The sequence below is a fragment of the Duganella hordei genome (assembly GCF_040369125.1).
GTDB classification, from domain to species: Bacteria; Pseudomonadota; Gammaproteobacteria; order Burkholderiales; family Burkholderiaceae_D; genus Rugamonas; species Rugamonas hordei.
In genome coordinates this window covers 1-25,601 of sequence record NZ_BPWI01000033.1, presented here as the reverse complement: position 1 = coordinate 25,601, position 25,601 = coordinate 1, and the positions used below count along the sequence as shown (strand labels likewise).

Here is a 25,601-nt window from a genome sequence, read left to right as displayed (position 1 = left end):
ATTGCCGCCGGCGGCTGAGCGGCTAGGAACTGGCGTTGTGGAACAGCGCCAGTCCGGCGGCCAGGTCGGTTTTGGCTTGCCAGCCAGGCAGGGCCTGGTAGCTGTGCCAGGGAACCATCACTTCGCGCTCGCGGTAAGGGCGGCCGCCCCATTCGATCGCCAGCGGCTTGCCGCTGACCTGCGCATACAGCGCGGCGAGGTCGCGCAAGGGCAGGGGATTGCCGCTGGAGACGCCGTATTCTTCGGTCGCGTTCTGCTGGCGGCCGTCGGCCAGCCGTTCATAGGCGGTGACGAAGGCTTCGACGGCATCGTCGATGTACACCAGGTCCATCAGCTGCTCGCCCGGCGACATGCCCAGCGAGCTGCCTTCCAGCGCCACGCGCTTGAGCAAATTCAGCACCTTGGGCCGCGGATCGCCGGCGCCGTAGGTATCGAACAATTTCAGCGTCACCACGCGCAAACCGTGGACTTCGACGTAGTAGCGCAGCAGCGCGCTGAAGGCCTGCTTGGTGGCGGCGTACAGGCATACCGGGTTGTACGCCTCGTCCTCGTAGTGTTCCCACGAGGTGCCGGTGTTGACCAGGCGGCGTACGCCGCAGGCGGCCATCGCTTCGGCCAGCTGGGTCGAGAACAGCAGGTTGGAATGAATCAGGCGCGTGACGTCTTCCGGCTTGTGGGTGGCCAGGAACAGCGAGGCCAGATGGAATACGGCTTCCGGCGCGGCGGCGCGCATGATCTCGATCAGCTGCAGCGTGTCGCCGTCGTGGCGGTGCAGATGCAGCAGGGGACTCTCCGGCGGCAGGCCGGCCGTCGACGAGCCTTCGCGCAGCAGCAGGTGCACCTCCCAGCCATCGGCCAGCAAGCGGCGCGTCAGCGCGGCGCCGACAAAGCCGCTGGCGCCGGTCAGCAGTGCGCGGCGCGCGCTCATGGCTGGCCGCCGTCAAACACGAACGGCGTGTCGAAGTCGGCCAGCGCGCCGAACTGGCGGTCGCGCGCGGACATGATAGGATCCCGGACCGGCCAGTCGATGCCGGCCGAATCCCATGCCAGTCCCGAGTCGTGGGCCGGCGCGTAGGTGGCGGTGACCTTGTACACCATCATCGCCGGTTCCTTCGGCGTGCAGAAGCCGTGCGCCAGGCCGCGCGGCAGGTACAGCATATGGCCGTTGCCGGCGCTCAGCTCCAGCATCAGGTTGTGACCGTAGGTCGGCGAGCCGCGCCGCAAATCCAGCGCCGCGTCCATCACCGAGCCCTGCACGCAATACACCAGCTTGGCGTGATCGTGCGGCGGGGTCTGGAAGTGCAGGCCGCGTACCACGTTGCGATGCGACGCCGAGTAGTATTCCTCGGCGTAGTCGGTGGCCAGGCCGTGCTCGCGGAAGATATCTTCGTGGAAGACCTTGACGAAGCTGCCGCGCTCGTCGCGACGTATGTCCGGGATGATCAGGAAGCAACCGGCGATGTCGGTAGGGACAATTTTCATGGCAGTGTCGATGTCAGTCAGGAACGTGGAATGTTGGCGTCCAGCAGCACCAGCGGGCGCGAGATCACCTTGTCGGGCCCCCACTCGGCGATGCGTTTAGCCAGCAGGAAGGCTTGCAGCCGCTCGCAGCAGAACGCCATGCTGCGCGCCAGGTAGCCGTCGCGTTCGATGTAGTGGTGGCGGTAGTAGCGCGACATCACCAGCTCCAGATCGTGCACGATTTCGACGAACCAGGTTACCGGAATGTAGGCCACCGTCGGTGCGGTGATGAAGGCGTTGCCGCTCAAGAAATTGGCGGCCTCGAGGTCGGTGATCACGCCGCAATCGATGGCGTCGCCGAAGAACATCAGCAGCTCGCGCACCGGGCAGTTTGCCTGCAACTGCTGCATGATGGTGCCGTTGAAGGCCACCGAGATCGGTACGATGGGTGTCTTGCCGTCGCCGTAGAAATGCTCAGGCAGGACCCCGGCCAACATGTCCGGATGGGCGTGGTGGTTAAAACCGCGCAGTGTGCCGATCGGATCGGTCAGCGCGAAACGGCGGTAATGGCAGAAGCCGACAAAGCCTTCGGCCTTGTCGGCGATGAGCATGCGACGGATCTGGAACAGCGCCAGATATTCCCCCAGGTAGCGGTTACGCGTCGCCTGTTCCGGCGTCAACATCTTGCTCATCGCCAGGCCCGATTCCGGCACGTAGTCGCCCGATCCCAGCATGGTCATGAAGTCGGGCATCTTCCAGGCGAACGGCGCGTGGGCGATGCAGTAATAGAGCGGAGTATCTTTCATCACGCGGGCATGGCTTTAATCAGGTAGTGGGAAGGCTGGGCTTCTTCAAGCAGCCGCATGGCCGTCTCGCCGGTCCGCGCCGCGCGCTGGCGCAGCGCTTCAACCACATGCTCCGGTACCGGCGCGGGATTTAGCATGATGCCGTTGACGACGCGAAAGCCGGCATCCTCGAACAGACCCAGTACGCCGGCGAGCGCCAACCGGTGGCGCGCCGGCTCGGCCGTCTGGTTCCAGTGTTCGCTGTTGGCGATGCGGGCAACCACGCAGGCGTCGTACTGGATGACCTTGCGCACCTGCGCCAGCACCTTGCCGGGGTCGCGCAAGTGTTCCAGCGTGCAGTCGAAGACCCAGCCGTCCGCCCATTCCAGATGTTTATAGAAGACCTCACCGGCCTGGTGCAGGTCGGCCTGGTGCACGCGGTCGGCATACTCGCGGGCCTGCTGGGCCAGTGTCGCATCGGCATCCACCGCCAGCCATGAGGAGGCGGGATAGCGGGCGCGGTACTGGCGGGCCAGGCCGCCATCGGTGCCGCCGGCCTGTATCAGCAGGCGCGCGTTTGGCGGCAGCATCGCGAGGTAGGGCGTGATGTAGGCGGCGTTGGAGGATTCCGGTAAACTCATGGCAGTCTTAGAAGTTCACGCCAAAGAAGGTTTCGAGCTTGTCGACGGCGAAGTCCAGCATCTCGCGGGTCAGGCCGGGGAAGACGCCGATCCAGAAGGTGTCGTTCATGACGCGGTCGGTGTTGGTCAGGTCGCCGGAGACGCGGTAGTTGCGCCCGACCATGTAGGGCTGGCGCGTCAGGTTGCCGGCGAACAGCAGGCGGGTGCCGATCTTGTGCTCGTCCAGGTAGGTCAGCAGGTCCACGCGCGAGACGTTGGCCTCAGGCTTGAGCGTCATCGGGAAGCCGAACCACGACGGGTCCGAATGCTCGGTCGCCTCCGGCAGGATCAGGAACTCGGCGCACGACTGCAGGCGCTCCTTCAGGTAGGCGAAGTTGTCCTTGCGGGCCTGGATGAAGCCGGGCGCGCGGTCGATCTGGGCCAGGCCGCAGGCGGCCTGCATGTCGGTGATCTTCAGGTTGTAGCCCAGGTGGCTGTAGGTGTACTTGTGGTCGTAGCCCATCGGCAGCGTGCCCAGGCACTGGCAGAAGCGCTTGCCGCAGGTGTTGTCCTTGCCCGGCGCGCAGTAGCAGTCGCGGCCCCAGTCGCGGAACGACTCGGCGATCATCTTCAGTTCCGGATCGTTGGTGAACACGGCGCCGCCTTCGCCCATCGTGATGTGGTGGGCCGGGTAGAACGACATGGTGCCGATGTCGCCGAAGGTGCCGACCATCTTGCCGTGGTAGGTCGAACCCAGCGCGTCGCAGCAATCCTCGATCAGCCACAGCTTGTGCTTCTTGCAGATGGCGGTGATGACGTCCAGGTTGTACGGATTGCCCAGCGTGTGGGCCAGCATGATGGCCTTGGTCTTGGGCGAGATCGCCGCTTCCAGCTTGGTCACGTCGATGTTGTAGGTGCCCAGCTCGACGTCGACGAACACCGGCACCGCGCCGAACTGGATGATCGGGTTGACGGTGGTGGGGAAGCCGGCGGCCACGCCGATCACCTCGTCGCCCTGCTGGATCGCGCGCGCGCCCAGCTTGGGCGAGGTCAGCGTGTTGAACGCGACCAGGTTGGCCGAGGAACCGGAGTTGACGGTGATGAGGAAGTTCACGCCGATCATCTTGGCCAGCCTGGCCTCGAACTGGTCGTTGAAGCGGCCGGTGGTGAGCCAGGCGTCCAGCGAGGCCTCGACCATCAGTTCCATTTCCGGCGCGCCGACGACCTTGCCGGCCGGCGGGATGACGGTCACGCCGGGCTCGAACGCCTTCGGCACGCTGGCCAGGGCGCCGTATTGGGCCACCAGCTTGATGATCTGTTCGCGGAGTTGTTCCTTGCTTTGTGCTTCACTCATGATTCCAGCCTTGGTTATGTGCGCTTAAAGATGTGCGGTGTTTTGATAGGTGTCGATCTGCGCCAGCGTCAGCGCGCGCATGTCGGCGCCGGCGGCGTGCGCCTGGTGCCATGCGACGATCATGTCGATGGTGTGGCCCAGGTGCCAGCGCGGCTGCCATTGCAGGCGGCTGCGGGCTTTCGAGCAGTCCAGCTTGAGGTAGTGCGCCTCGTGCGGCTGCGGCGCGCTGTCCAGCTCCCAGCTGGCGCCCTTGCCCCAGCTTTCGCACAGGCGCGAGATGATCCATTCCACCGGGCGCGCGTCGATGTCGTGCGGGCCGAAGTTGAAGCCTTCGGCGTACGCGGCGCCGTGGGCGTATAAGTGCTCGGCCAGGGTCAGATAGCCCGACAGCGGTTCGAGCACGTGCTGCCACGGGCGGATCGCGTGCGGGCTGCGGATGCGCACCGGCTTGCCGGCGGCGATGGCGCGCACCATGTCGGGGATCAGGCGGTCCTCGGCCCAGTCGCCGCCGCCGATGACGTTGCCGGCGCGGCCCGATGCCAGCGCGACGCCGTGCTCGGCGTGTTTTTCGGGATTGAAGAACGACGAGCGGTAGCCGGCCGTCACCAGCTCGGCGCAGGCCTTGCTGTTGCTGTAAGGGTCGTAGCCGCCGAAGGCTTCGTTCTCGCGATAGCCCCAGGCCCATTCCTTGTTTTCATAGCACTTGTCGCTGGTGACGTTGACCACGGCCTTGATGCCGGGCGTGTGGCGCACCGCTTCGAAGAAGTTCACCAGCCCCATGACGTTGGTGGCGTAGGTCTCGACCGGATTGGCGTACGAGTAGCGCACCAGCGCCTGCGCCGCCATGTGGATGACGATCTCCGGCCTGGCCTTCATCATCGCCTCGCGCAGCGCGATGCCGTCGCGGATGTCGCCGATGACGGAGCTCATGCCGGCGCCGACGTGGGCGGTATCGAACAGGCTTGGTTTGCTTGGTGCTTCGAGGGCGTAGCCGGTGACGTGGGCGCCCAGTTGCTGCAACCACAGGCTCAGCCAGCTACCCTTGAAACCGGTGTGCCCGGTCAGGAAAACACGCTTGCCGCGCCAGAACGCCGGATTCATGGCCATCGCTTCCACGGCGCCTTGCCGCTGTCCCACAGCTCTTCGAGCAGGACCTTGTCGCGCAGCGTGTCCATCGGCTGCCAGAACCCGTGGTGCAGCCAGGCGTCGAGCTGGTTGCTCTCGGCGAGCTTCTCGAGCGGGCCTTTTTCCCAGATGGTGCTGTCGTCGTCGATCAGGTCGATGACCTTAGGCGAGAGCACGAAGTAGCCGCCGTTGATCCAGTTGCCGTCGCCCTGGGGCTTCTCCTTGAAGCTCATGATGCGCTGGCCGTTCATGTCGATGGCGCCGAAGCGTCCCGGCGGCTGCACGGCGGTCATGGTGGCCAGCTTGCCATGTTCCTTGTGGAAGGCGATCGAAGCGCCGATGTCGATGTCGGCCACGCCGTCGCCGTAGGTGAAGCAGAAGGCTTCGTCGTTCTCGACGTGCTGGCGCACGCGCTTGAGACGGCCGCCGGTCAGCGTGTCGGCGCCGGTGTCGACCAGCGTGACCTTCCATGGTTCGGCGTGGCGCTCGTGCACTTCCATCGAGTTTTGCTGCAGGTCGAAGGTGACGTCCGAGGTGTGCAGGAAGTAGTTGGCGAAGAATTCCTTGATGACGTAGCCGCGGTAGCCGCAGCAGATGACGAAGTCATTGATGCCGAACGCGGAATAGCTCTTCAGGATGTGCCACAGGATAGGCTTGCCGCCGACTTCGACCATCGGCTTCGGTTTGACAGTGGTTTCTTCGCTAAGCCTGGTGCCCAAGCCGCCTGCCAGTATCACTGCTTTCATGCTGTCTCCGGGATAGTAAAAGGATTGCTCGCAGACTGCATTGTCAGGCACTGCAGTTGCATTTTAAACGAAAAGCAGAGCGTATTTGGCCTCTTAGCTAGGCTTTTAGCTCCGCAAGGCAACAGTGGATTAGCGCGGAACGGCTTTGATCACGTAGGCGGCGGCTTGGGCGTCTTCCAGCGCCAGGGCCGGATCGGCGCCGACGCTGGCCGCCAGTTGCTGTAAGGCAGCGGTCAGCAAGGGATTTTCCATGCGTTCATGGATGACAGGGGCCCCCTGGACGATCTGGTAGCCGGCCTTCTGGAACACGTCGAAGATGGTGCCGCGCGTGAACCAGCGCAGGTGCGCGCGGTCGAGAATGCCGTTTTCCTCATAGCGAAAGTCGCCCAGGCATAGCTTGGCCTGCACGCTCCAGTGCTGTAGGTTGGGGATCACCGCCACGATGCAGCTGTCGGCCTTCATGACCTTGCGTATGCGGGCCAGCAGTTTTTCCGGATGGACCAGGCGTTCCAGGGCCTTGTCCAGGATCCAGCAGTCGACGCCTGCCTGGTCGCGGAAGAAGTCGTCGCCCAGATGGTCGACGTCGCGCTGCAGCACCAGGTCGCAGGCGCCCTTGTTTTCGCTTGGCGTCTCGGTGTGCAGCTCGACCGCCGTGTAGTGGCAGGTGGGGGCCGCTTCCTTGACGTCGCGCGCCAGGAAGCCGTCGCCGGCGCCGATCTCCAGCACCCGCGCCGGCGCGGCCGGCATCAGCGATTTGACCAGCTGGCGCACGCCCGCCGCCTGGTGGCTGGCGCGCTGCCAGTCTTCCAGGTGGTAGCCGCCGGTACGCTTGACGGTACCCTGCCAGTCGTGGCGCAGATAGTTGCGCGGGCCCGGTTGAGTGTTAAGAAAGTCTTCCTTCAACCACTGCAAGCCTTGCACCAGCTGATCCTGGCCGGCGCGGTGCAGGGCCAGCATGGGCTCGGTCATCGGGGCGCCGTGCTTGGTCGGCATCGGCCAGGCCCGCAGCACCTCGATATTGACCAGCATGCAGGCCGGATGCAGGTAGCGCACCGCCCCTTGCTCGTAGTCGACGTCGTAGCCGCCCTCATTGACGTGATTGACATAGCCGACGCCGTACATGCCCGGCTCCAGCTCGGCCGCCATGGCTTCCAGGAAGCCCGGATGCAGCACGAAGATATCGGAATCCAGCACCAGTACCGGCCCCTGCAGCTCCAGGTTCTGGAACGCCCAGGCCATGCCGGGACCGTGGTGGATGTTGTAGTCGAAGTGGATGAAGCGGACGTTTTCATGCCGCGCGCAGACCGCTTCGATGGCGCGGTAGTGCTGCTCGCCCGATCCGTCGATGATGGTGACGGGATTGCTGTAATGTGCCCGGAACGAACTGAGTAAATCCTCGATCAATTCCGCGGAATTGTAGGAAACGGAGATGACGGGAATGTTCTTGACGTCCATGGGCTGCATTATCAGGTGGTTCGGGTGGTTGGCCGCGGTCGTAGAGCCGGCGGCTCAACCCTTGGTTAGCAATATAGTGGTGGCCTGCTGCATCAGGGCGCCGATTTTATCGATCGGGTAGTTGGGCTCGACCTGTTCCCACACCGACGACAGGAACCAGACGCAGTTGACCAGCTTGTTGGTCAGCATCTCGCGCAGCTGCGCGCGGTTGCGCATGAACTTGCCTTGCTGGTGGGCATCGCACAGCAGCTGCAGCCATTCGATGTTGGCCTGGATGCGCACTTTTTCGTTGCGCTGGTCCTGGCCGCCGTGCAGGCGGAAGTAGCTCAGCGCTTCCGGCAGGTAGGCGCAGTCGCTGTTGGACAGCACCGCCAGCCAGGTGGCCACGTCGGACAAGGTGGTGTACTGGCGGCCCAGGAACATGCCGAAATGGCCGGGCAGCTGGCTGCGGCGGAACAGCACGGTGGTCGGTTCGCCCATCAGGTTCTGGCCGTTGCTCAGGATCATGTCGCCCAGCGAGCTGCCGCCGACCGCCGTGGCGATCTCGAACATGCGCTCGGTGCCATGGATGGGCGCAAGGTAACGGCCGTTGGCGTCGATCAACTGGCGGAACGAGGTCACCAGACCGATGTTGGGCTGGCCCAGCATGCAGGCCATCATGCGCTCGATCTTTTCCGGATGGAACAGATCGTCGTCCATCAGGTAGTTGACGTATTCCGCGCTGGAGTTGCGGTAGCAATTGAGGAAGTTGTCCAGCGGACCCAGGCCCGGCGAGCGCAGGTAGCGGATGTTGGCGTAGCGCGCCATGTAGGGGGCGAAGCGTTCGCGGGTCAGCTCGTCGGTGCTGTTGTCGCTGATGACGATTTCCAGGTTGCCCCAGGTTTGCGCCAGGATGCTTTGCAGCGCCAGTTCGGCGTAGTCGGGACGGTTGTGCGTCGGCATCAAAATCGATACCTTGGGCAGGCGCGTGTCGACCTGCGGCGGACGGGCGCCGGCGAATTGCGGCGCCTGCAGCCCGGCGTTGCCCTTCAGCGCGATCTGGGCGTAGCGTTCCTCCAGGTCGCGCACGAACTGGGCGCTGTCGAACAGCGCGCAGTTCAGGCGCTGCTCGTGCAGCTGGCGCTTGAGCGCCTCGACCTGCGGACGGTCGTGCGCCAGCGCCACGGCCAGGTCTTCGTATTCCTGCTGGGTGGTGGTGATCAGCTGCGGCATGTCGACCGCCTTCAGCAGGCTGCCGGCCATGCGCGACGAGAAGGTGCGGCCGGCGCAGGTCAGCACCGGCAGGCCGGCCCACAGCGCGTCGCTGGCGGTGGTGCCGCCGTTGAACGGCGCGGTGTCGAGGAACAGGTCGGCCACCTGGTAGCGCGCCAGGTAGTCGGCCGGCACCACGCGGCCGGCGAACACCAGCCGCTCGGCCGCCACGCCGGCCAGTTCGGCCTGGCGCGTCAGGTTGGTGCGCACCTCGGGGCTGTCGGCCACCATCCACAACAAGCTGTTTTCGGTGCGCTTGAGGATGTTCATCCAGCTGTCGAACACCTCCGGGTTGAACTTGAAGTTGTTGTTGAAGGCGCAGAACACGAACGCGTCTTCCGGCAGGTTGTTGGCCGCGCGCGTGGGCCTGGCGCCGATGATGCGCTGGCGGTCGTTGATCTGGAAGGTGCGCGGCATGTGCAGCGGCTTCTCGGTGAAATACGGCTCCAGTTCGGGCGGCAGCACGAAGGGGTCGGCGATCACGTAGTCGATGAAGGGCATGCCGGTCGGGCCCGGCAGGCCCAGCCAGGTGATCTGCACCGGCGCCGGGCGGTAGGCCAGGATGTTCGGGCGCGCGCCCAGGGTCAAGCCGTGCAGGTCGACCAGGATGTCGATTTCGTGCGAGCGGATCAGGCGCGCCGCCTCCTCGTCGCTCATGCCGCCGATGCGGATGTGCTGGTCCATGCCGGCGATGACGCGGGCGCGGATCGGCGAGCCGTCCTCGTTGCTCCAGCAAAAGCCGAACACCTCGACCTTGCTGCGGTCGTGCAGGCCGTACAGCTCGGCCGTCAGGATCGACACCGCGTGCGAGCAGAAGTCCGACGACAGGTAGCCGATGCGCAGGCGCTCGTGGCCGTAGCCCTGCGGGCCGGTCAGCGGCTCGACGCCGGCGTTGACCTTTTCGTCGACATAGCGGCGCGAGGCGGCCAGCTGCTGGGCCGGATCGCCCGAGGCGCTGAGCATGGCCAGCGCCGAGGTGCCGACCATCAGCTCGTCGACCGGGATGCCGCAGACGCTGGTGTTGTAGACCGGCCACTTGCACTGCTTCTGGCGCAGGTGCACCCAGTGCGAGATGACGTTCTTCTGCTTCGGATCGATCAGCAGGCTGCGCGTGAGCGCGTCCTCGGCCGCCGGGAAGTCCTTCTGGATCTCCAGCAGGCGGCCCAGGTTGTTGAGCGCCTGGATCACGTGCGGCTGGTCGGCCGGCAGCTTGGGATTGCTGTATTCGAGCAGCGCGCGCCAGCTGGCCAGCGCCTCGTCCGGGCGGCGCAGCCGCTCGAGCAGGGTGCCCAGGTTCAGGTGGCCTTCGTTGAAGCGGGGATTCTGCGCCAGCGCCATGCGGTAGGCGGCTTCTGCCTCGTTCAGCTCGTTGTTGTCGCTGAGCATGACGGCCAGGTTGAACTGCACCGCGTAGGCCAGCGGCGACGGCGTGTTGGCCAGCCAGGCGCGGTACAGCTGGATGCCCAGCGGCCGTTCGCCGGCCTCCACCAGATTCTGGCCGGTCTGGAACAGTTCGACGATCGGGAGGCTGCCCTTCTGGGCCAGCGCCAGCGCGCTGCGGCCGGCGTCCACTACGGTTTTATTAGTTTGCATGAGCTCGAATCGATGGTGGCGCGGCGAACCAGCGGTAGGCTTTCTCTACGGTCTGTTCCAGTGGGCAGGTTTCGCTGACGCCAAGGCGGCGCACGGTGAAGCTGATGTCCGGGTACAGGTCGTCGTCCTTCTGCAGGCGGTTCGGCGCGGTGTTCAGCACCACGCGCGGCTTGGGCGAGACCTGCTCGCCGATCAGGCGCACCAGTTCGTTGTGCGTGACCGCGGTGGCGCTGCCGAGGTTGTACACCTCGCCGTCGACGCCCTTGGCCAGCGCGGCCAGCGTCCACCAGGCCGCGTCCGCGCCGTACAGGTAGCTGCGGCGCGCGCTGCCGTCGCCGTGGATGCGGATCTCGCCGCCGGTCAGCACGTCGCGCAGGAAGTTGTTGATCGCCCACGGACGGTCCAGCTCCTGGTAGGCGCCGGCCAGGGTGAACGGGCGCACCGTCGATACCGGCAGGCGGTACTGGCTGCGGTAGATCGCCGCCGTCATCTCGGCCGCGCGCTTGGCGTCGGCGTAGACGGTGTGCAGCAGGCCGGCCGGCAGCGGGAAGGCGTCGGTCTCCTTCAGCGGGCCGGGACGCTGCGGCGGGCCGGCCACCAGGCAGGAGCTGACGTTGACGAAGCGGCGCAGGCCGTCCAGCTGCGAGGCCGCCTCCAGCGCGTTGTTGATGCCGGACACGGTGGTCTGGAACACGCGCAGCGGATCGGAGGCGTGCACCCGGTTGTTCGGGATGCCGGCCGCGTGGATCACGTAGTTGGTGTTCTTGGCGAACTCGAACGACGAGCGCACGTCCTGCGAACGCACGCGGATGTCCAGGCGCGCGGCCAGGTGCGGGTATTTCTGCTGCCATTCGCCGATGTTGCGCGCGTACAGGTCGAGCGTGATGCCCAGGTTGTACTGGTCGTTCATCGCGGCCACCAGTTCGGCGATCCAGGTGCCGAGGAAGCCGGTGCCGCCGGTGACGGCGATGTGCTGGCGCGCCAGCGCGGCGCGCACGTCGGGTTGGGTGGCGCAGGCGGCCAGGGCGTCCTGGCGCGTTTCTGCGAAGCGTGGGTCGGCCATGGTTTAACCTTTCAGTGCTGCTGCGTTTTTCTCGGCCAGGTCGCGCGCGACCTCGATGATCAGGCTTTCCTGGCCGGCCACCGCGTTGCGCTTGCCGAGACCGAAGAAGATGTCGCGCGGATCGACCTTGTAGTCCTCGGCCGCGCGCGCCACCGGCTTGGCGAAGCCGGAGAACACGCCGGCCAGGCCGGAGACGATGGACAGCGGCGAGATCGACGGCGCGACCGGGTTGAATTCCTTCTCGGCGATGTCGGCCGCGTCGAGGATCTTGTACAGGTCGATGCCGGTCTCGAAGCCGAGGCGCTCGAACACGGCCACCAGCACTTCGAGCTGGGTGTTGCCGGCGCCGGCGCCGAAGCCGCGGATGGTGCCGTCGATGATGGTGGCGCCCGCGTTGACGGCGGTGACCGAGTTGATGACGGCCATGCCCAGGTTGTTATGGCCGTGGAAGCCGACCGGAATATTCAGGCCGTCCACCAGCGTGCCGATGCGCTCCTTGACGTCTTCCGGGAAGTAGGCGCCGGCCGAGTCCATGATGACGATCGCCTCGGCGCCGTAGGATTCCATCTTCTTGGCTTCCTCCAGCAGCGTGGCCGGCGTCGCCATGTGGCTCATCATCAGCACGCCCCAGGCTTCCTTGCCGGCCTGGCGCACGTAGTGGATGTGGCGGTCGGTGATGTCGGCCTCGGTGCAGTGCGAGGCGACGCGGAACACGTCGACGCCCAGCTCGATGGCGCGCACCAAGTCCTTCTTGATGGTGCAGAAGCCGGGAATCACGTGGATGCTCATGCGCGAATTCTTCAGGTGCTGGCGCGACACCGACAGGATCTCGTCGTCGCTCAGCCGGCATTCGCCGACCAGCATCGACGAGGCGCCCAGGCCGTTACCGTGGCCGACTTCGAGGATGGGCACGCGCGCATCCTCGGCCGCCTTGCAATAGGCGATGAAGGCTTCGCGGCTCAGCTGGTGGCGCACGGCGTGGTTGCCGTCGCGCAGCGTCGGATCGGTGATCAGGATTTTCTTAGCCATGCTTGCGCTCCTCTTTATGCTTGCTGTGCCTTGCTGCGGCGACCATTTCCGCCATCGCGATGGCGGCGCAGTTGATGATGTCCAGGTTGCCTGCGTATTGCGGCAGGTAGTCGCCGGCGCCGACCACCTTGATGGTGGTGACCACGCGGCCGCCTTCGATGGTCGGCGGCACCACCAGGCCGTAGCCGGGCACATAGGTTTTCAGCTGGGCCACCATGGCCTCGACCGAGGCGCGGATCGCCGGCAGGTCCGGGTTGGCGATCTTGGCGTAGATCGTGGTCTGCATGTCGATCGGCGGGTTGGCCGGGTTCAGGATCAGGATCGCCTTGGCGCGGCGGGCGCCGGAGAAGCGCTGCAGCGCTTCCTCGGTGGTCTCGATGTATTCGTCCAGGTTGGCGCGGGTGGCCGGGCCGGCGCTGCGCGAGGCGATGCTGGAGGCCACCTCGACGTACTCGATGTCCTGGTGCACCGCGCCGATGGCGGCGGCGATCGGGATCGACGACTGGCCGCCGCAGGTGATCATGTTGATATTGCGGGTGCCGGTGTCCAGCGTGGCCTGGGCGTTGATGGCCGGGATGCAGAACTCGCCCAGCTTGGCCGGGGTCATGTCGATCACGGTCTTGCCCAGTTTATCGAGCGCCGCCCAGTGGCCGACGTGGGCCTGGGCCGAGGTGGCGTCGAACACCAGGTCGCAGATGGACGGATCGGCGATGATAGCCTCGATGCCGCGGTCCGAAATGGGCACCCCGAGCTGGCTGGCGCGCTTCATGCCGGCCGAATTGAAATTGCGGCCGGCGAACAGCGTGCAGACCAAATGCTTGGAGCGCATCACCTTGACCATCAGGTCCGTGCCGATATTGCCGGAGCCGATGATGGCGATCTTGAGTTTGTCGGTGCTAGTCATCTTGTTTCACCTAATGGTGTTGTCCCTGCCGAGTATTATGGCCGATTCCCCGGCGATGCCATCGATGGAGGAATAGGCCGGATGGTAGCCCAATTCAGCGGCTTGCCGGTTGAGCGAATAGTAGTGGGGTTTGGAGCCGGTGGCGTTGACCACGGCTAGGTTTTCGACAATTTCGTAGCGCAGGCCGAAGCGGCGCGCCATCTCCGCCAGCAGCGCCCCTTTCTCCACCGGCGCCGCGCTGTAGCAGTCGATGGCGCGGTTGGCGGCCGGCGCGCGCAGCACGCACTCGACCAGCTGGTGGAAGTCGTGCGGATGCAGGTAGTCGCGCACCATGCTGCCGGCGCTGGTGCGCAACACCGTGCCGTCGCGCGCGGCGCGCAGCAGATCGGTGATGAAGAAGCGCGCCTCCAGGTCCTGCGTGCGGCTGAAGTAGTTGAACACCCGCAGATCGGTGATGGACAGCTCGGGCAGCGCGCGGTGCTTGCATTCGGCGTGCAGCTTGGCCACCGCGTAGTATTCCTGCGGCTTGAGCGCGTTGATGTTGACCACGGCGGGGGTGTCCGGGCCGGCCGGCTGTTCGAAGCCGCCACCGTAGGCCGCGCCGCTGGACAGGAAGATGTAGCGCCGCTCGGGATGGCGCTGCAGCTCGCGCAAGGCCAGGTCGTCGAATTCCTGCGTCACGCCGAAGATGGCGCCGCCCATCTGCGCGGCGCGCTGCGGATCGCCGACGCCGACGAAGTTGAGCACCGCGTCATGCGGCGCCTGGCCGTAGTCGGCGTAGACGGCCACCGGAAAGTCCAGCTGGTGCGCGTCCAGCCAGCGCTGTGCCGCCGCCGTGTCGCGCACGTACAGCAGCACTCCGGTGTTGCCCTCGCGCGCGAAGGACAGGATCAGATCTTTGGCGATCTGGCTGCTCGCACCGAGGATGGCGACGCGGTTCATCTTAGAGGGATTTCGATTTTTCGTGCATGCCGCCGATCATGGCCTTGTCCAGCGTGTCGCGCGGGATCAGCGGCGACAGGTCTTCCAGCGGCGGCGACACCAGCGAACCGTCGGCGCGCGCCACCACGCCCAGTTTCGGCGAGAACAGCTGCGTCGGACTCATGAACACTTCGCAGATCACCGGGCCGGTCGCGGCCTGCACGGCCTCCAGCGTGGCGTCGCACTCGTCCCAGCTGCGGATCTGGAAGGACGGGATGTCGAACGCGGTGGCCAGCTTGGAGAAGTCCGGGCAGGACACGCCGGAGGCGCGGTCGGTGCCGACGTAACCGCCCTTGAACAGGGACTTCTGCGTGTGCTTGATCATCAGGTAGCCGTCGTTGTTGAAGATGAACAGCTTGATCGGCAGCTTGTGGTGCACCATGGTCTGCAGCTCTTGCAGGTTCATCATCATGCCGCCGTCGCAGTTCAGGCACATCACCTCGCCGCGGTCGTTGGCGAACGAGACGCCCAGCGCGGCCGGCAGGCCGTAGCCCATCTCGCCCAGGCCGGTGGAGGTCATGAAGCGCTGGCCTTCCTTGAAGCGCAGCACCTGGTGGCCGCTCAGCAGGGCCGTGCCCATGTCGGTGACGACCACCTGGTCCGGTTTGAAGAAATCGTTCAGGCGCTGCATGAAGCGGTAGGAGTTCATGAAGCCGTCCTTGTCCGCGTGCTCCGCACCGACCCAAGGGAACTGCTCCTCATAGGCGCGGCAGGTCTCCAGCCAGGCGGCCTTGGACGGCACCGGCGCGGTGAGGGCCTCAAGACGCGAGATCAGCGCCTCGATGAAGACGCGGGCGTCGCACAGGATGTTTTCCTGCGTGCGCTTGGCGTGCTTGACCACTTCGTCGGCGTCGATGTCGACCACGTCGATGCGCGCCAGGCGCGCCAGTTCGTTCAGGTCGTAGCCGATCTGCGGGATCGCCAGGCGGGTGCCGATGGCCAGCACGTAGTCGCTGTTCTGCAAGATGAAGTTGGCGGCGCGCTGGCCGTAGACGCCGGCGCGGCCGAACACCAGCGGGTGCGACGAATCGATCATGTCGATGCCGGCCCACGACACCAGCGCCGGCGCGCCCAGTTTTTCCAGCAGCGGCGCGATGCGCGTTTCGCCGCCGGCCAGGCGGATGCCGTTACCCAGCCACAGCACGGGACGCTCGGCTTTCAGCAGGGCGGCCAGCACGGAATCGACCTGCGCCGAGACGGTGTCGCTCAGATAGTCGGCGGCGGCAGGCGCTTCGAACTGGGCGATGGTGTCGCGTTCGATGCGCTGCGACTGGATGTCCAGCGGGATCTCGATCCACGTCGGACCCGGGCGGCCGTCCAGCGCGATGTGCACGGCCTTCTGCAGTTCGAGCCGGGTCTGCGTCGGCTGCATCACGCGCATCTGGTATTTGCTGACGCGTTCGACCATCTGGCAGGAATCGTAGCCCTGCACGCCCCACATGCGCAGCGGGTTTTCCGGGAAGGTGAACTTGCTGTTTTCGTTGCCGGCGATGACGATGCAGGGAATCGAGTCGGCCCAGGCGGAGACCACGCCGGTGACGCCGTTGGTCGAACCGGCGCCGGTGGTCAGCAGCGCGGCGGACAGTTTGCCGCAAGTGCGATAGTAGGTCTGCACCGCCATGCAGGCGGCCTGCTCGTGGTGCACGCAGACGATCTCGGTGTAGCCGCGGCGGGTGATGGCTTCGAACAAATGGACGTTGCCGGCACCGATGATGCCGAAGGCGTGCTGGATGCCCAGGCTTTCCAGGGTCTCCGCGACCAGGTCGGCGACTTTTACTTTAGTGTCTTGCGCTTGCATCAGAAGTTCACGCCAAAGAAGGTTTCGAGCTTGTCGACGGCGAAGTCCAGCATCTCGCGGGTCAGGCCGGGGAAGACGCCGATCCAGAAGGTGTCGTTCATGACGCGGTCGGTGTTGGTCAGGTCGCCGGAGACGCGGTAGTTGCGCCCGACCATGTAGGGCTGGCGCGTCAGGTTGCCGGCGAACAGCAGGCGGGTGCCGATCTTGTGCTCGTCCAGGTAGGTCAGCAGGTCCACGCGCGAGACGTTGGCCTCAGGCTTGAGCGTCATCGGGAAGCCGAACCACGACGGGTCCGAATGCTCGGTCGCCTCCGGCAGGATCAGGAACTCGGCGCACGACTGCAGGCGCTCCTTCAGGTAGGCGAAGTTGTCCTTGCGGGCCTGGATGAAGCCGGGCGCGCGGTCGATCTGGGCCAGGCCGCAGGCGGCCTGCATGTCGGTGATCTTCAGGTTGTAGCCCAGGTGGCTGTAGGTGTACTTGTGGTCGTAGCCCATCGGCAGCGTGCCCAGGCACTGGCAGAAGCGCTTGCCGCAGGTGTTGTCCTTGCCCGGCGCGCAGTAGCAGTCGCGGCCCCAGTCGCGGAACGACTCGGCGATCATCTTCAGTTCCGGATCGTTGGTGAACACGGCGCCGCCTTCGCCCATCGTGATGTGGTGGGCCGGGTAGAACGACATGGTGCCGATGTCGCCGAAGGTGCCGACCATCTTGCCGTGGTAGGTCGAACCCAGCGCGTCGCAGCAATCCTCGATCAGCCACAGCTTGTGCTTCTTGCAGATGGCGGTGATGACGTCCAGGTTGTACGGATTGCCCAGCGTGTGGGCCAGCATGATGGCCTTGGTCTTGGGCGAGATCGCCGCTTCCAGCTTGGTCACGTCGATGTTGTAGGTGCCCAGCTCGACGTCGACGAACACCGGCACCGCGCCGAACTGGATGATCGGGTTGACGGTGGTGGGGAAGCCGGCGGCCACGCCGATCACCTCGTCGCCCTGCTGGATCGCGCGCGCGCCCAGCTTGGGCGAGGTCAGCGTGTTGAACGCGACCAGGTTGGCCGAGGAACCGGAGTTGACGGTGATGAGGAAGTTCACGCCGATCATCTTGGCCAGCCTGGCCTCGAACTGGTCGTTGAAGCGGCCGGTGGTGAGCCAGGCGTCCAGCGAGGCCTCGACCATCAGTTCCATTTCCGGCGCGCCGACGACCTTGCCGGCCGGCGGGATGACGGTCACGCCGGGCTCGAACGCCTTCGGCACGCTGGCCAGGGCGCCGTATTGGGCCACCAGCTTGATGATCTGTTCGCGGAGTTGTTCCTTGCTTTGTGCTTCACTCATGATTCCAGCCTTGGTTATGTGCGCTTAAAGATGTGCGGTGTTTTGATAGGTGTCGATCTGCGCCAGCGTCAGCGCGCGCATGTCGGCGCCGGCGGCGTGCGCCTGGTGCCATGCGACGATCATGTCGATGGTGTGGCCCAGGTGCCAGCGCGGCTGCCATTGCAGGCGGCTGCGGGCTTTCGAGCAGTCCAGCTTGAGGTAGTGCGCCTCGTGCGGCTGCGGCGCGCTGTCCAGCTCCCAGCTGGCGCCCTTGCCCCAGCTTTCGCACAGGCGCGAGATGATCCATTCCACCGGGCGCGCGTCGATGTCGTGCGGGCCGAAGTTGAAGCCTTCGGCGTACGCGGCGCCGTGGGCGTATAAGTGCTCGGCCAGGGTCAGATAGCCCGACAGCGGTTCGAGCACGTGCTGCCACGGGCGGATCGCGTGCGGGCTGCGGATGCGCACCGGCTTGCCGGCGGCGATGGCGCGCACCATGTCGGGGATCAGGCGGTCCTCGGCCCAGTCGCCGCCGCCGATGACGTTGCCGGCGCGGCCCGATGCCAGCGCGACGCCGTGCTCGGCGTGTTTTTCGGGATTGAAGAACGACGAGCGGTAGCCGGCCGTCACCAGCTCGGCGCAGGCCTTGCTGTTGCTGTAAGGGTCGTAGCCGCCGAAGGCTTCGTTCTCGCGATAGCCCCAGGCCCATTCCTTGTTTTCATAGCACTTGTCGCTGGTGACGTTGACCACGGCCTTGATGCCGGGCGTGTGGCGCACCGCTTCGAAGAAGTTCACCAGCCCCATGACGTTGGTGGCGTAGGTCTCGACCGGATTGGCGTACGAGTAGCGCACCAGCGCCTGCGCCGCCATGTGGATGACGATCTCCGGCCTGGCCTTCATCATCGCCTCGCGCAGCGCGATGCCGTCGCGGATGTCGCCGATGACGGAGCTCATGCCGGCGCCGACGTGGGCGGTATCGAACAGGCTTGGTTTGCTTGGTGCTTCGAGGGCGTAGCCGGTGACGTGGGCGCCCAGTTGCTGCAACCACAGGCTCAGCCAGCTACCCTTGAAACCGGTGTGCCCGGTCAGGAAAACACGCTTGCCGCGCCAGAACGCCGGATTCATGGCCATCGCTTCCACGGCGCCTTGCCGCTGTCCCACAGCTCTTCGAGCAGGACCTTGTCGCGCAGCGTGTCCATCGGCTGCCAGAACCCGTGGTGCAGCCAGGCGTCGAGCTGGTTGCTCTCGGCGAGCTTCTCGAGCGGGCCTTTTTCCCAGATGGTGCTGTCGTCGTCGATCAGGTCGATGACCTTAGGCGAGAGCACGAAGTAGCCGCCGTTGATCCAGTTGCCGTCGCCCTGGGGCTTCTCCTTGAAGCTCATGATGCGCTGGCCGTTCATGTCGATGGCGCCGAAGCGTCCCGGCGGCTGCACGGCGGTCATGGTGGCCAGCTTGCCATGTTCCTTGTGGAAGGCGATCGAAGCGCCGATGTCGATGTCGGCCACGCCGTCGCCGTAGGTGAAGCAGAAGGCTTCGTCGTTCTCGACGTGCTGGCGCACGCGCTTGAGACGGCCGCCGGTCAGCGTGTCGGCGCCGGTGTCGACCAGCGTGACCTTCCATGGTTCGGCGTGGCGCTCGTGCACTTCCATCGAGTTTTGCTGCAGGTCGAAGGTGACGTCCGAGGTGTGCAGGAAGTAGTTGGCGAAGAATTCCTTGATGACGTAGCCGCGGTAGCCGCAGCAGATGACGAAGTCATTGATGCCGAACGCGGAATAGCTCTTCAGGATGTGCCACAGGATAGGCTTGCCGCCGACTTCGACCATCGGCTTCGGTTTGACAGTGGTTTCTTCGCTAAGCCTGGTGCCCAAGCCGCCTGCCAATATGACTGCTTTCATACTATCCCCGAATAGTTGTGCTGATTATGTGTGTGGTCCGTACAGGACATATTGTCAGCCACATCCGTCGTATTTTAAACGAAAAGCAGGGCCTGTTTGGGGCGTCTTCAGGAAGGATGGGAAATTTCCACAAAAAAGGAGACTCAGTGGGAAAGTAGCAACTGGTAGCCCTGCCGTAGCACATCGTGCAAGTCGGCCAGATCGAGGCTGGCGCTGGCCGACAGCTGTATGGACAGCGCGGCGTGGCGGCCGGTGAGCAGCGCATTGAGGGCGGCGAGGCGGGCGGCCAGTACCTGTCTGAAAGCGGCGGGGTCGGACAGGAAGGCATGCTGCGCATGGGCTGCGTATAAAAGATGCAAGCCGTCGAGCGCGCAGAGCAGGGCATCGGCGTCGGCCTGCGCGGCGGGTGATGTGCGGGAAGGGCGGTGGCTGGACAGCGGATCGGCCAGGTAGACGCCATCGCGGCCGGCCAGCGCGGACAAGGCCATGGCGATGCCGGACAGATATTGATATTGCCGTCCGTGATAGTGGCCGAAGCCGGCGCCGATAATGCTGCGGCGCAGCAGCAGCGCGCCGGCGTCGCACAGCGTGGCGGTGGCGTTGTGATCGGACGACAACAGCAGGCTGCCCAGCGAGGCGCCGTCGACCACCGTGTCGGTGCCGAATACCGGCGCGCCCGGCAGCGCGGCGCCGTCGTCGTCCTGCGGCTGGCGCCAGCTGCCGACCAGGCCGACGTTCGGATAGGTTTGATAAAAGTGCATCATACGCGCCAGTTTTTCAGGCAACAGGACGTCGCCCTGCGGCGCGACGGCGATGTATTCGCCCAGCGACAGCGCCAGACAGTGATCCAGGCTGGCCGCCGGCGACAGGCCAGGTGCGCGGTTGTAGCGCAGCTGCGGATGGCGCGCCAGCAGCGGAGCGATCCGCGTGCGCAACGCGTCGCTGCCGCTGCTGTCGCTGACGATGATCTCGGTGTGGCCCCAGGTTTGCGCCAGCGCGCTGCGCAGCGTGCGTTCGAAGGCATCGGCATCCGTGTCGGCCGCCGCGATCAGGATGCTGACCAGGGGCAGGCTGGTGTCGGCGCGTTTGGCGTTGCGGCGGTTCAGCGTGCCGCGCGCCACGCGCCGGTAGAGCTGCTCCAGGTTGCGCGCCAGGCGCGGGGTGTCGAAAAGTGCGCTGGTGTCGCGGTTGTCGTTCAGCTGCCGGCGCAGCGCGGCCAGTTGGTCCGGCGCCTGCGCCAGCCGTACGGCCATGTCCTCGTAGTCGCTCAGGTTCCGGGTGACCAGTTCCGGCAGGCCGGCGGCGTGCAGCAGGCTGCCGCCGATGCGCCCTGCGTAGCTGCGGCCGGAGCAGGTCAGCAGCGGCAGGCCGGCCCACAGCGCGTCGCCGGCGGCGGTGCCGGCGTTGAGGGGCAGCGTGTCGAGGAACAGGTCGGCCGCCTGGCAGCGGGCCAGGTTGTGTTCCGGCGCGTGGCTGGCGAAATACAGCCGGTCGCTGGCGACGCCGTGGCGCAGCGCGGCCACGCGCAGGTTGTCGCGTACCTGTTCGCTGCCGGACGTCAGCCACAGCACGCTGTCCGGCACGCGCTGCAGGATGCGCATCCAGGCACCGAACATCGGCGGCGCCAGTTTGCGGCTGTCGCCGAAGCTGCAGAAGACGAAGGCGTCTTGCGGCAGCCCGTATGCGGCGCGCCCCAGGCGCGGACCCGTCGCGCGCTGGCGGTCGTTGATCCGGCAGCTGTCCGGCAAGTACAGCGGCTGCTCGGTGTAGTACGGCGCCAGTTCCGGCGGGAGAACCCAGGCATCGGCCAGCACGTAGTCGATGCTGTCGAGCGCCGTGGTGGCGGGATAGCCCAGCCACGCGATCTGCACCGGCGCCGGGCGATGCGACAGGATGCCGGGCCGGCCGCCGACAGCCAGGCCTTGCAGGTCGATGAGGATGTCGATTTCATGCGCCCGTATCAGCTGCGCCGCCTGCAGATCGGTGATGCCGGCGATGCGCACGTGATGGTCCAGGCCCTGCACCAGGCGCAGGCGCGCGGGCGAGTTGTCTTCCTCGTTCCAGCAGAAACCGTAGACGTCGACCAGCTTGCGGTCGTGCAGCGCGTACAGTTCGGCGGTCTGCGGACAGGCGTCCGGCGACAGGTAGCCGATGCGCAGCTTGCGGTGCGTGTAGCCGGCTTGGTCGGACAGCGGCGCCGCGCCGCGGGGCACATGGGCGGCGACATGGCGGCGGGCCGCCGCCAGCTGTACCGCCGGATCGTCGCTGGCGCCGAGCGTGGTGGGGGCCGAGGCGGCCGTCAGCAGCTGGTCTTCGTCCAGCCCCGGCAGCGCGGCCAGCACCGGCCATGCGCATTGCTGCTGGCGCAGCCGTACCCAGTGGGCTGCGACCAGCGGCTGGCGCGGATCGAGCTGCAGGCTGCGGGTCAGCGCGTCTTCCGCTTCCGGATAGCGCTGCTCGCCGTCGGCCACGCGGGCGATATTGTTGAACAGCTGGATCTGCAGCTGCTGCGCGTTGGCGGCCGCCGGATCGAGCAGGTCCAGCGCCTCGTGCCAGGTGTCGAGCGCCTCGTCGGGACTGCGGCGGCGCTCCATCAGCGCGCCGAGGCCGAGATAGGCTTCGGTGAAATGCGGTTGGATCTCCAGCGCGCGGCGGTACGAACGTTCGGCGGCGCGCTCGTGGCCGCCTTGCATCTGCAGCACCGCCAGGTTGTACCAGGCCGCGTGCAGCAGCGGCGTGTCGCAGTGCTTGATCCACAGCTGGTACAGCGCGATGGCCCGTTCCTGCTTACCCTGCCCGGCCAGCAGTCCGGCGATGCCGATCAGCTCCGTAATCGGCAGTACGCCCAGTCCGGCCTGCGCGAACGCCAGCGTCGCCGCCTCCGCGATATTGCCAGCGGCGATGGCGGCGTTCAGCTGGGCGGACATGCGGGCCTCGATATCCGTATCAGGCGGCGACTGCCACCAGGATGTATTGCGGGGCCAGCGCGTCCTCGACCGCGATCTCCGGATCGACACCGCTGGCCTGGGCCATCAGGCGTATCGCCGGCAGGTATTTGTCGCGCGCCGGTTCTTCCGGTATGCGCGAGCTGCCGCCGGCGATCTTGAAGCCCGACTGCAGGAACAGGTCGAGCATGGCGCCGCGCGTGAAGATGCGCTTGTGGCCTTTGTTCATCGCCGCGCCCTGGCCGTAGCGCAGGTCGCCGGCGTTGAGGCGGGCCTGGATGCTCCAGTGCTGGAAATTTTGGATGGCCGCGACCACACGTCCGCCCGGCGCCATGTTGGAGCGGATTTTGGTCAGCAAGGCCCACGGGTCGTTCATGTGTTCGAGCACCTCGCCGAGTATCCAGCAATCGGCCCCGCTCACGTGCGACCAGAACTCCGGGCTGGCGCTTTCGATATCCTGGTCGAACACGAAATCGCAATGCGGGCGGGCGGCGTTGGCCGGCGCAGGATCGCGCTCGATGCCGGTGTAGTTGCAGATCGGGTTGCGCTGCCGGTAGGCCTTGGCGAAGGCGCCGTCGTGGCAGCCGACGTCGACCAGCTTGCGGGCGTCGGCCGGCACCATGGACAGCAGGTCCTGGTTGATCTGCGCCGAGGCGGTGGGCAGGTCGTAGTGGTAGCCGCCGGTGCGGATCACGGTGCCCTGCCAGTCGTGCTTGAGGAAGACGCGCCTGGACTCACGGCTGAAATCCTGGTCGACCCAGTCGACGGCCTCGATCAGGTGATGGGCGCCGGCGCGGTGAATGGCCAGCATGGTCTGGATCATCGGCGCGCCGTGCTTGATCGGCAGCGGCCACAAACGCGCCACGTCGAGATTGACCAGCATGCAGGCCGGGTGCAGATAGCGTATCGGGTTCGCGACGGGGTTCTCATAACCGCCTTCGCTGACGATGCGCAGGTGGCCGGCGCCGTACATGCCCGGCTTCAAATGGCTTTGCAGCGACTCGATGAAGCCGGGGTTGACCACTTCCACGTCCGAATCGAGGAACAGCACTTCGCCCTTCAATCCGAGGTTGTTGATGGCCCAGGTCATGCCGGGGCCATGGTGGATGTTGTAGCCGAACGCGATGAACTCGACGTTGTCGTAGCCGGCCGCCATGGCACGGATTTTTTCCGCGATGTCCGGATTGGAGCCGTCAATGATATACACGCGGTTAGGATAGAACTTGCGCAGCGACGACAGCAGCGCCTCGACCAGGTCTGGCGCGTTGTAGGAGACGGTGACGATGGGGATCTGCGAGGCCGGCAGGCGCGGGACATCTGGCTTCAGCACCGGAGCGGGTTGCGGCGCCAGGCGCGGCGCGGCCGGCTTGGCGATCTGCTGCAGCACCGCTTCCATGTTGCGCACGAAGCGCGGGCTGTCGAACAGCGCGCAGGTCAGGCGGTTGTCGATCAGCTGGCGCTTCATGGCGGCGATGCGCTGCGGATCGTGGGCCAGCGCGACGGCCTTCTCTTCATAGTCGGCGAAGTTGAAGGTGATCAGCTCCGGCAGGTCGACCGCCTTCAGCAGGCTGCCCGCCATGCGCGACGAGAAGGTGCGGCCGGCGCAGGTCAGCAGCGGCAGGCCGGCCCACAGCGCGTCGCTGGCGGTGGTGCCGGCGTTGAACGGGAAGGTGTCGAGGAACAGGTCGGCCAGCTGGTAGCGCGCCAGGTATTCGGCCGGCACCGCGCGGCTGTTGAAGATCAGGCGTTCGCGGGCCACGCCCGCCTGCTCGGCGTAGCGGTACAGGTTCTCGCGCACTTCCGGATAGTCGGCCACCAGCCACAGCACGCTGTTGGGCACGCGGCGCAGGATGTTCATCCACACGTCGAACACGTCCGGCGTGAACTTGAAGTTGTTGTTGAACGAGCAGAAGACGAAGGCGTCTTGCGGCAGGTTGACCGAGGCGCGGGTCGGCGTGGGCGCGATCAGGCGCTGGCGGTCGTTGATCTGGAAGGTGTCTGGCAGGTACAGCGGCTTCTCGGTGAAGTCCTTGGTCATCTCCGGCGTGATCAGGAATTCGTCGGCCAGCACGTAGTCGATGCCGGGCAGGCCGGTGCTGCCGGGGAAGCCGAGATAGGTCAGCTGCACCGGCGCCGGGCGGAACGCCAGGATGTTTGGGCGCGCGCCCAGGGTCAGGCCGTGCAGGTCGACCAGGATGTCGATCTCGTGGGCGCGGATGGCGCGGGCGGCCTGCTCGTCGGTCATCTTGTCGATGCGGATGTAGTGGTCCATGGCCTTGACCACGCGGGCGCGGATCGGCGAGCCGTCCTCGCGGCTCCAGCTGAAGGCGTAGACCTCGAACTTGCTGCGGTCGTGCAGCTCATACAGCTCGGCGGTCAGGATCGAGACCGCGTGCGAGCAGAAGTCCGACGACAGGTAGCCGATGCGCAGGCGCTGGTGGCCGTAGCCGTGGGCGCCGGTCAGCGGGGCGACGTTGGCGTTGACCTTTTCGGTGACGAAGCGGCGCGAGGCGGCCAGCTGCTGGGCCGGATCGGCGGACGCGCTGAGCATCGCCAGCGCCGACGTGCCCTCCATCATGGTGGCGACGGAGATGTGTTCGAGGCCGCTGTAGACGGGCCATTCGCACTGCTTCTGGCGCAGGTGGACCCAGTGCGTCATCACGTTGGCCTGCTTGGGATCGACGCGCAGGCTCAGTGCCAGCACGGCTTCCGCCTCCGGATAGCGCTTGCGGATCTCCAGCAGGCGGCCCAGGTTGTTGAGCGTCTGGATGTACAGCGAGGTGTTGGTCTTGATGTCGGGCTGGATCGGATCGGTGAGGATGGCGTTCCACATGGCCAGCGCATCGTCCGGACGCCCGGCGCGTTCGAGCAGCGAGCCGAGGTTCAGGCGGCCCTCGACGAAATCCGGATTGAGCGCGATGGCCTGGCGCAGCAGCGCCTCGGCGGCCGCATCGTCGCCGGCGGTGGACAGCACCACGGCCAGGTTGAAGCAGGCCGCGTACACCATCGGCGACGGCGTGTGGGCGATCCAGGTGCGGTACAGCGCGATGGCGGCCGGCACCTGGCCGCTTTCCTGCAGCACGCCGGCGGCGCCGAACAGGTCGCCGATGGACAGCATCCCCTTGACGGCCATCGCCATGACGGTGCCGAGCGGGCTGGAATCGAAAGAAGCGGGTACGGCGGGAACTTGAACGGTCATAGCATGTATTCTAACCCGGGGCCGGTTCCAACCTGGGGTCAGTTCCGGCAATCTGCCACGCGTGGCAGATTGCCGGAACTGACCCCAGGTTGGAAC

Annotated in this window: 19 protein-coding genes; all 19 read right to left on the bottom strand. The window is 65.9% G+C overall.

Annotation, left to right across the window (positions count from 1 at the left end; translation table 11 throughout):
- Positions 1 to 22 precede the first annotated feature (22 nt).
- Complete coding sequence (locus ABWW33_RS32305; protein WP_353405518.1) at positions 23 to 928, bottom strand: NAD-dependent epimerase/dehydratase family protein; 906 nt, start codon at positions 926 to 928, stop codon at positions 23 to 25.
- On the bottom strand, positions 925 to 1,482 hold the full coding sequence (rfbC, locus tag ABWW33_RS32300; RefSeq protein WP_176653461.1) for a dTDP-4-dehydrorhamnose 3,5-epimerase: 558 nt from the start codon (positions 1,480 to 1,482) through the stop codon (positions 925 to 927). Before rfbC ends, ABWW33_RS32305 begins: the two co-directional genes overlap by 4 nt.
- 17 nt (positions 1,483 to 1,499) lie before the next feature.
- Positions 1,500 to 2,267, bottom strand: a complete 768-nt coding sequence (locus tag ABWW33_RS32295) for a hypothetical protein (protein WP_176653462.1) — start codon at positions 2,265 to 2,267, stop codon at positions 1,500 to 1,502.
- Positions 2,267 to 2,887 carry a class I SAM-dependent methyltransferase gene (locus tag ABWW33_RS32290; RefSeq protein WP_176653463.1) on the bottom strand — a complete coding sequence of 207 codons (621 nt, stop codon included), beginning with the start codon at positions 2,885 to 2,887 and terminating at the stop codon, positions 2,267 to 2,269. Before ABWW33_RS32290 ends, ABWW33_RS32295 begins: the two co-directional genes overlap by 1 nt.
- Positions 2,888 to 2,894: 7 nt before the next feature.
- Positions 2,895 to 4,220 carry a lipopolysaccharide biosynthesis protein RfbH gene (gene rfbH / locus ABWW33_RS32285; RefSeq protein WP_176653464.1) on the bottom strand — a complete coding sequence of 442 codons (1,326 nt, stop codon included), beginning with the start codon at positions 4,218 to 4,220 and terminating at the stop codon, positions 2,895 to 2,897.
- A gap of 24 nt (positions 4,221 to 4,244) precedes the next feature.
- Positions 4,245 to 5,321 (bottom strand): CDP-glucose 4,6-dehydratase, encoded by a 1,077-nt coding sequence (rfbG, locus tag ABWW33_RS32280; RefSeq protein ID WP_353405521.1) that lies wholly within the window; start codon positions 5,319 to 5,321, stop codon positions 4,245 to 4,247.
- Positions 5,318 to 6,091, bottom strand: a complete 774-nt coding sequence (rfbF, locus tag ABWW33_RS32275) for a glucose-1-phosphate cytidylyltransferase (RefSeq protein WP_353405512.1) — start codon at positions 6,089 to 6,091, stop codon at positions 5,318 to 5,320. The genes rfbG (ABWW33_RS32280) and rfbF (ABWW33_RS32275) overlap by 4 nt, the downstream gene beginning before the upstream one ends.
- Before the next feature lie 129 nt (positions 6,092 to 6,220).
- Positions 6,221 to 7,546 (bottom strand): methyltransferase domain-containing protein, encoded by a 1,326-nt coding sequence (locus ABWW33_RS32270; protein WP_353405517.1) that lies wholly within the window; start codon positions 7,544 to 7,546, stop codon positions 6,221 to 6,223.
- A 54-nt stretch (positions 7,547 to 7,600) separates the two neighbouring features.
- Complete coding sequence (locus ABWW33_RS32265) at positions 7,601 to 10,390, bottom strand: O-linked N-acetylglucosamine transferase family protein (protein ID WP_353405516.1); 2,790 nt, start codon at positions 10,388 to 10,390, stop codon at positions 7,601 to 7,603.
- The gene (locus tag ABWW33_RS32260; protein WP_176656071.1) at positions 10,380 to 11,453 is read right to left on the bottom strand and encodes an NAD-dependent epimerase/dehydratase family protein; all 1,074 of its coding nucleotides are present in this window, start codon (positions 11,451 to 11,453) and stop codon (positions 10,380 to 10,382) included. The genes ABWW33_RS32265 and ABWW33_RS32260 overlap by 11 nt, the downstream gene beginning before the upstream one ends.
- A gap of 3 nt (positions 11,454 to 11,456) precedes the next feature.
- Positions 11,457 to 12,482, bottom strand: coding sequence for a 4-hydroxy-2-oxovalerate aldolase (gene dmpG / locus ABWW33_RS32255; protein WP_176656070.1), 1,026 nt, complete (start codon positions 12,480 to 12,482; stop codon positions 11,457 to 11,459).
- A complete protein-coding gene (locus ABWW33_RS32250; protein WP_353405515.1) occupies positions 12,475 to 13,386 on the bottom strand; it encodes an acetaldehyde dehydrogenase (acetylating) in 912 nt (303 codons plus the stop codon). Before ABWW33_RS32250 ends, dmpG begins: the two co-directional genes overlap by 8 nt.
- Positions 13,387 to 13,392: 6 nt before the next feature.
- A complete protein-coding gene (locus tag ABWW33_RS32245; protein ID WP_353405514.1) occupies positions 13,393 to 14,328 on the bottom strand; it encodes an NAD-dependent epimerase/dehydratase family protein in 936 nt (311 codons plus the stop codon).
- Between the two features lies 1 nt (position 14,329).
- Positions 14,330 to 16,165 carry a thiamine pyrophosphate-binding protein gene (locus ABWW33_RS32240; RefSeq protein ID WP_353405513.1) on the bottom strand — a complete coding sequence of 612 codons (1,836 nt, stop codon included), beginning with the start codon at positions 16,163 to 16,165 and terminating at the stop codon, positions 14,330 to 14,332.
- Entirely contained in the window at positions 16,165 to 17,490 is a 1,326-nt protein-coding gene (gene rfbH / locus ABWW33_RS32235; RefSeq protein ID WP_176653464.1) for a lipopolysaccharide biosynthesis protein RfbH, read from the bottom strand. Before rfbH (ABWW33_RS32235) ends, ABWW33_RS32240 begins: the two co-directional genes overlap by 1 nt.
- Before the next feature lie 24 nt (positions 17,491 to 17,514).
- A complete protein-coding gene (rfbG, locus tag ABWW33_RS32230; protein ID WP_353405521.1) occupies positions 17,515 to 18,591 on the bottom strand; it encodes a CDP-glucose 4,6-dehydratase in 1,077 nt (358 codons plus the stop codon).
- On the bottom strand, positions 18,588 to 19,361 hold the full coding sequence (rfbF, locus tag ABWW33_RS32225; protein ID WP_353405512.1) for a glucose-1-phosphate cytidylyltransferase: 774 nt from the start codon (positions 19,359 to 19,361) through the stop codon (positions 18,588 to 18,590). Before rfbF (ABWW33_RS32225) ends, rfbG (ABWW33_RS32230) begins: the two co-directional genes overlap by 4 nt.
- 143 nt (positions 19,362 to 19,504) lie before the next feature.
- Positions 19,505 to 22,288: an O-linked N-acetylglucosamine transferase family protein gene (locus tag ABWW33_RS32220; RefSeq protein WP_353405511.1), complete on the bottom strand. Its 2,784-nt coding sequence runs from the start codon at positions 22,286 to 22,288 to the stop codon at positions 19,505 to 19,507.
- 19 nt (positions 22,289 to 22,307) lie between these two features.
- A complete protein-coding gene (locus tag ABWW33_RS32215; protein ID WP_353405510.1) occupies positions 22,308 to 25,505 on the bottom strand; it encodes an O-linked N-acetylglucosamine transferase family protein in 3,198 nt (1,065 codons plus the stop codon).
- Positions 25,506 to 25,601 lie beyond the last annotated feature (96 nt).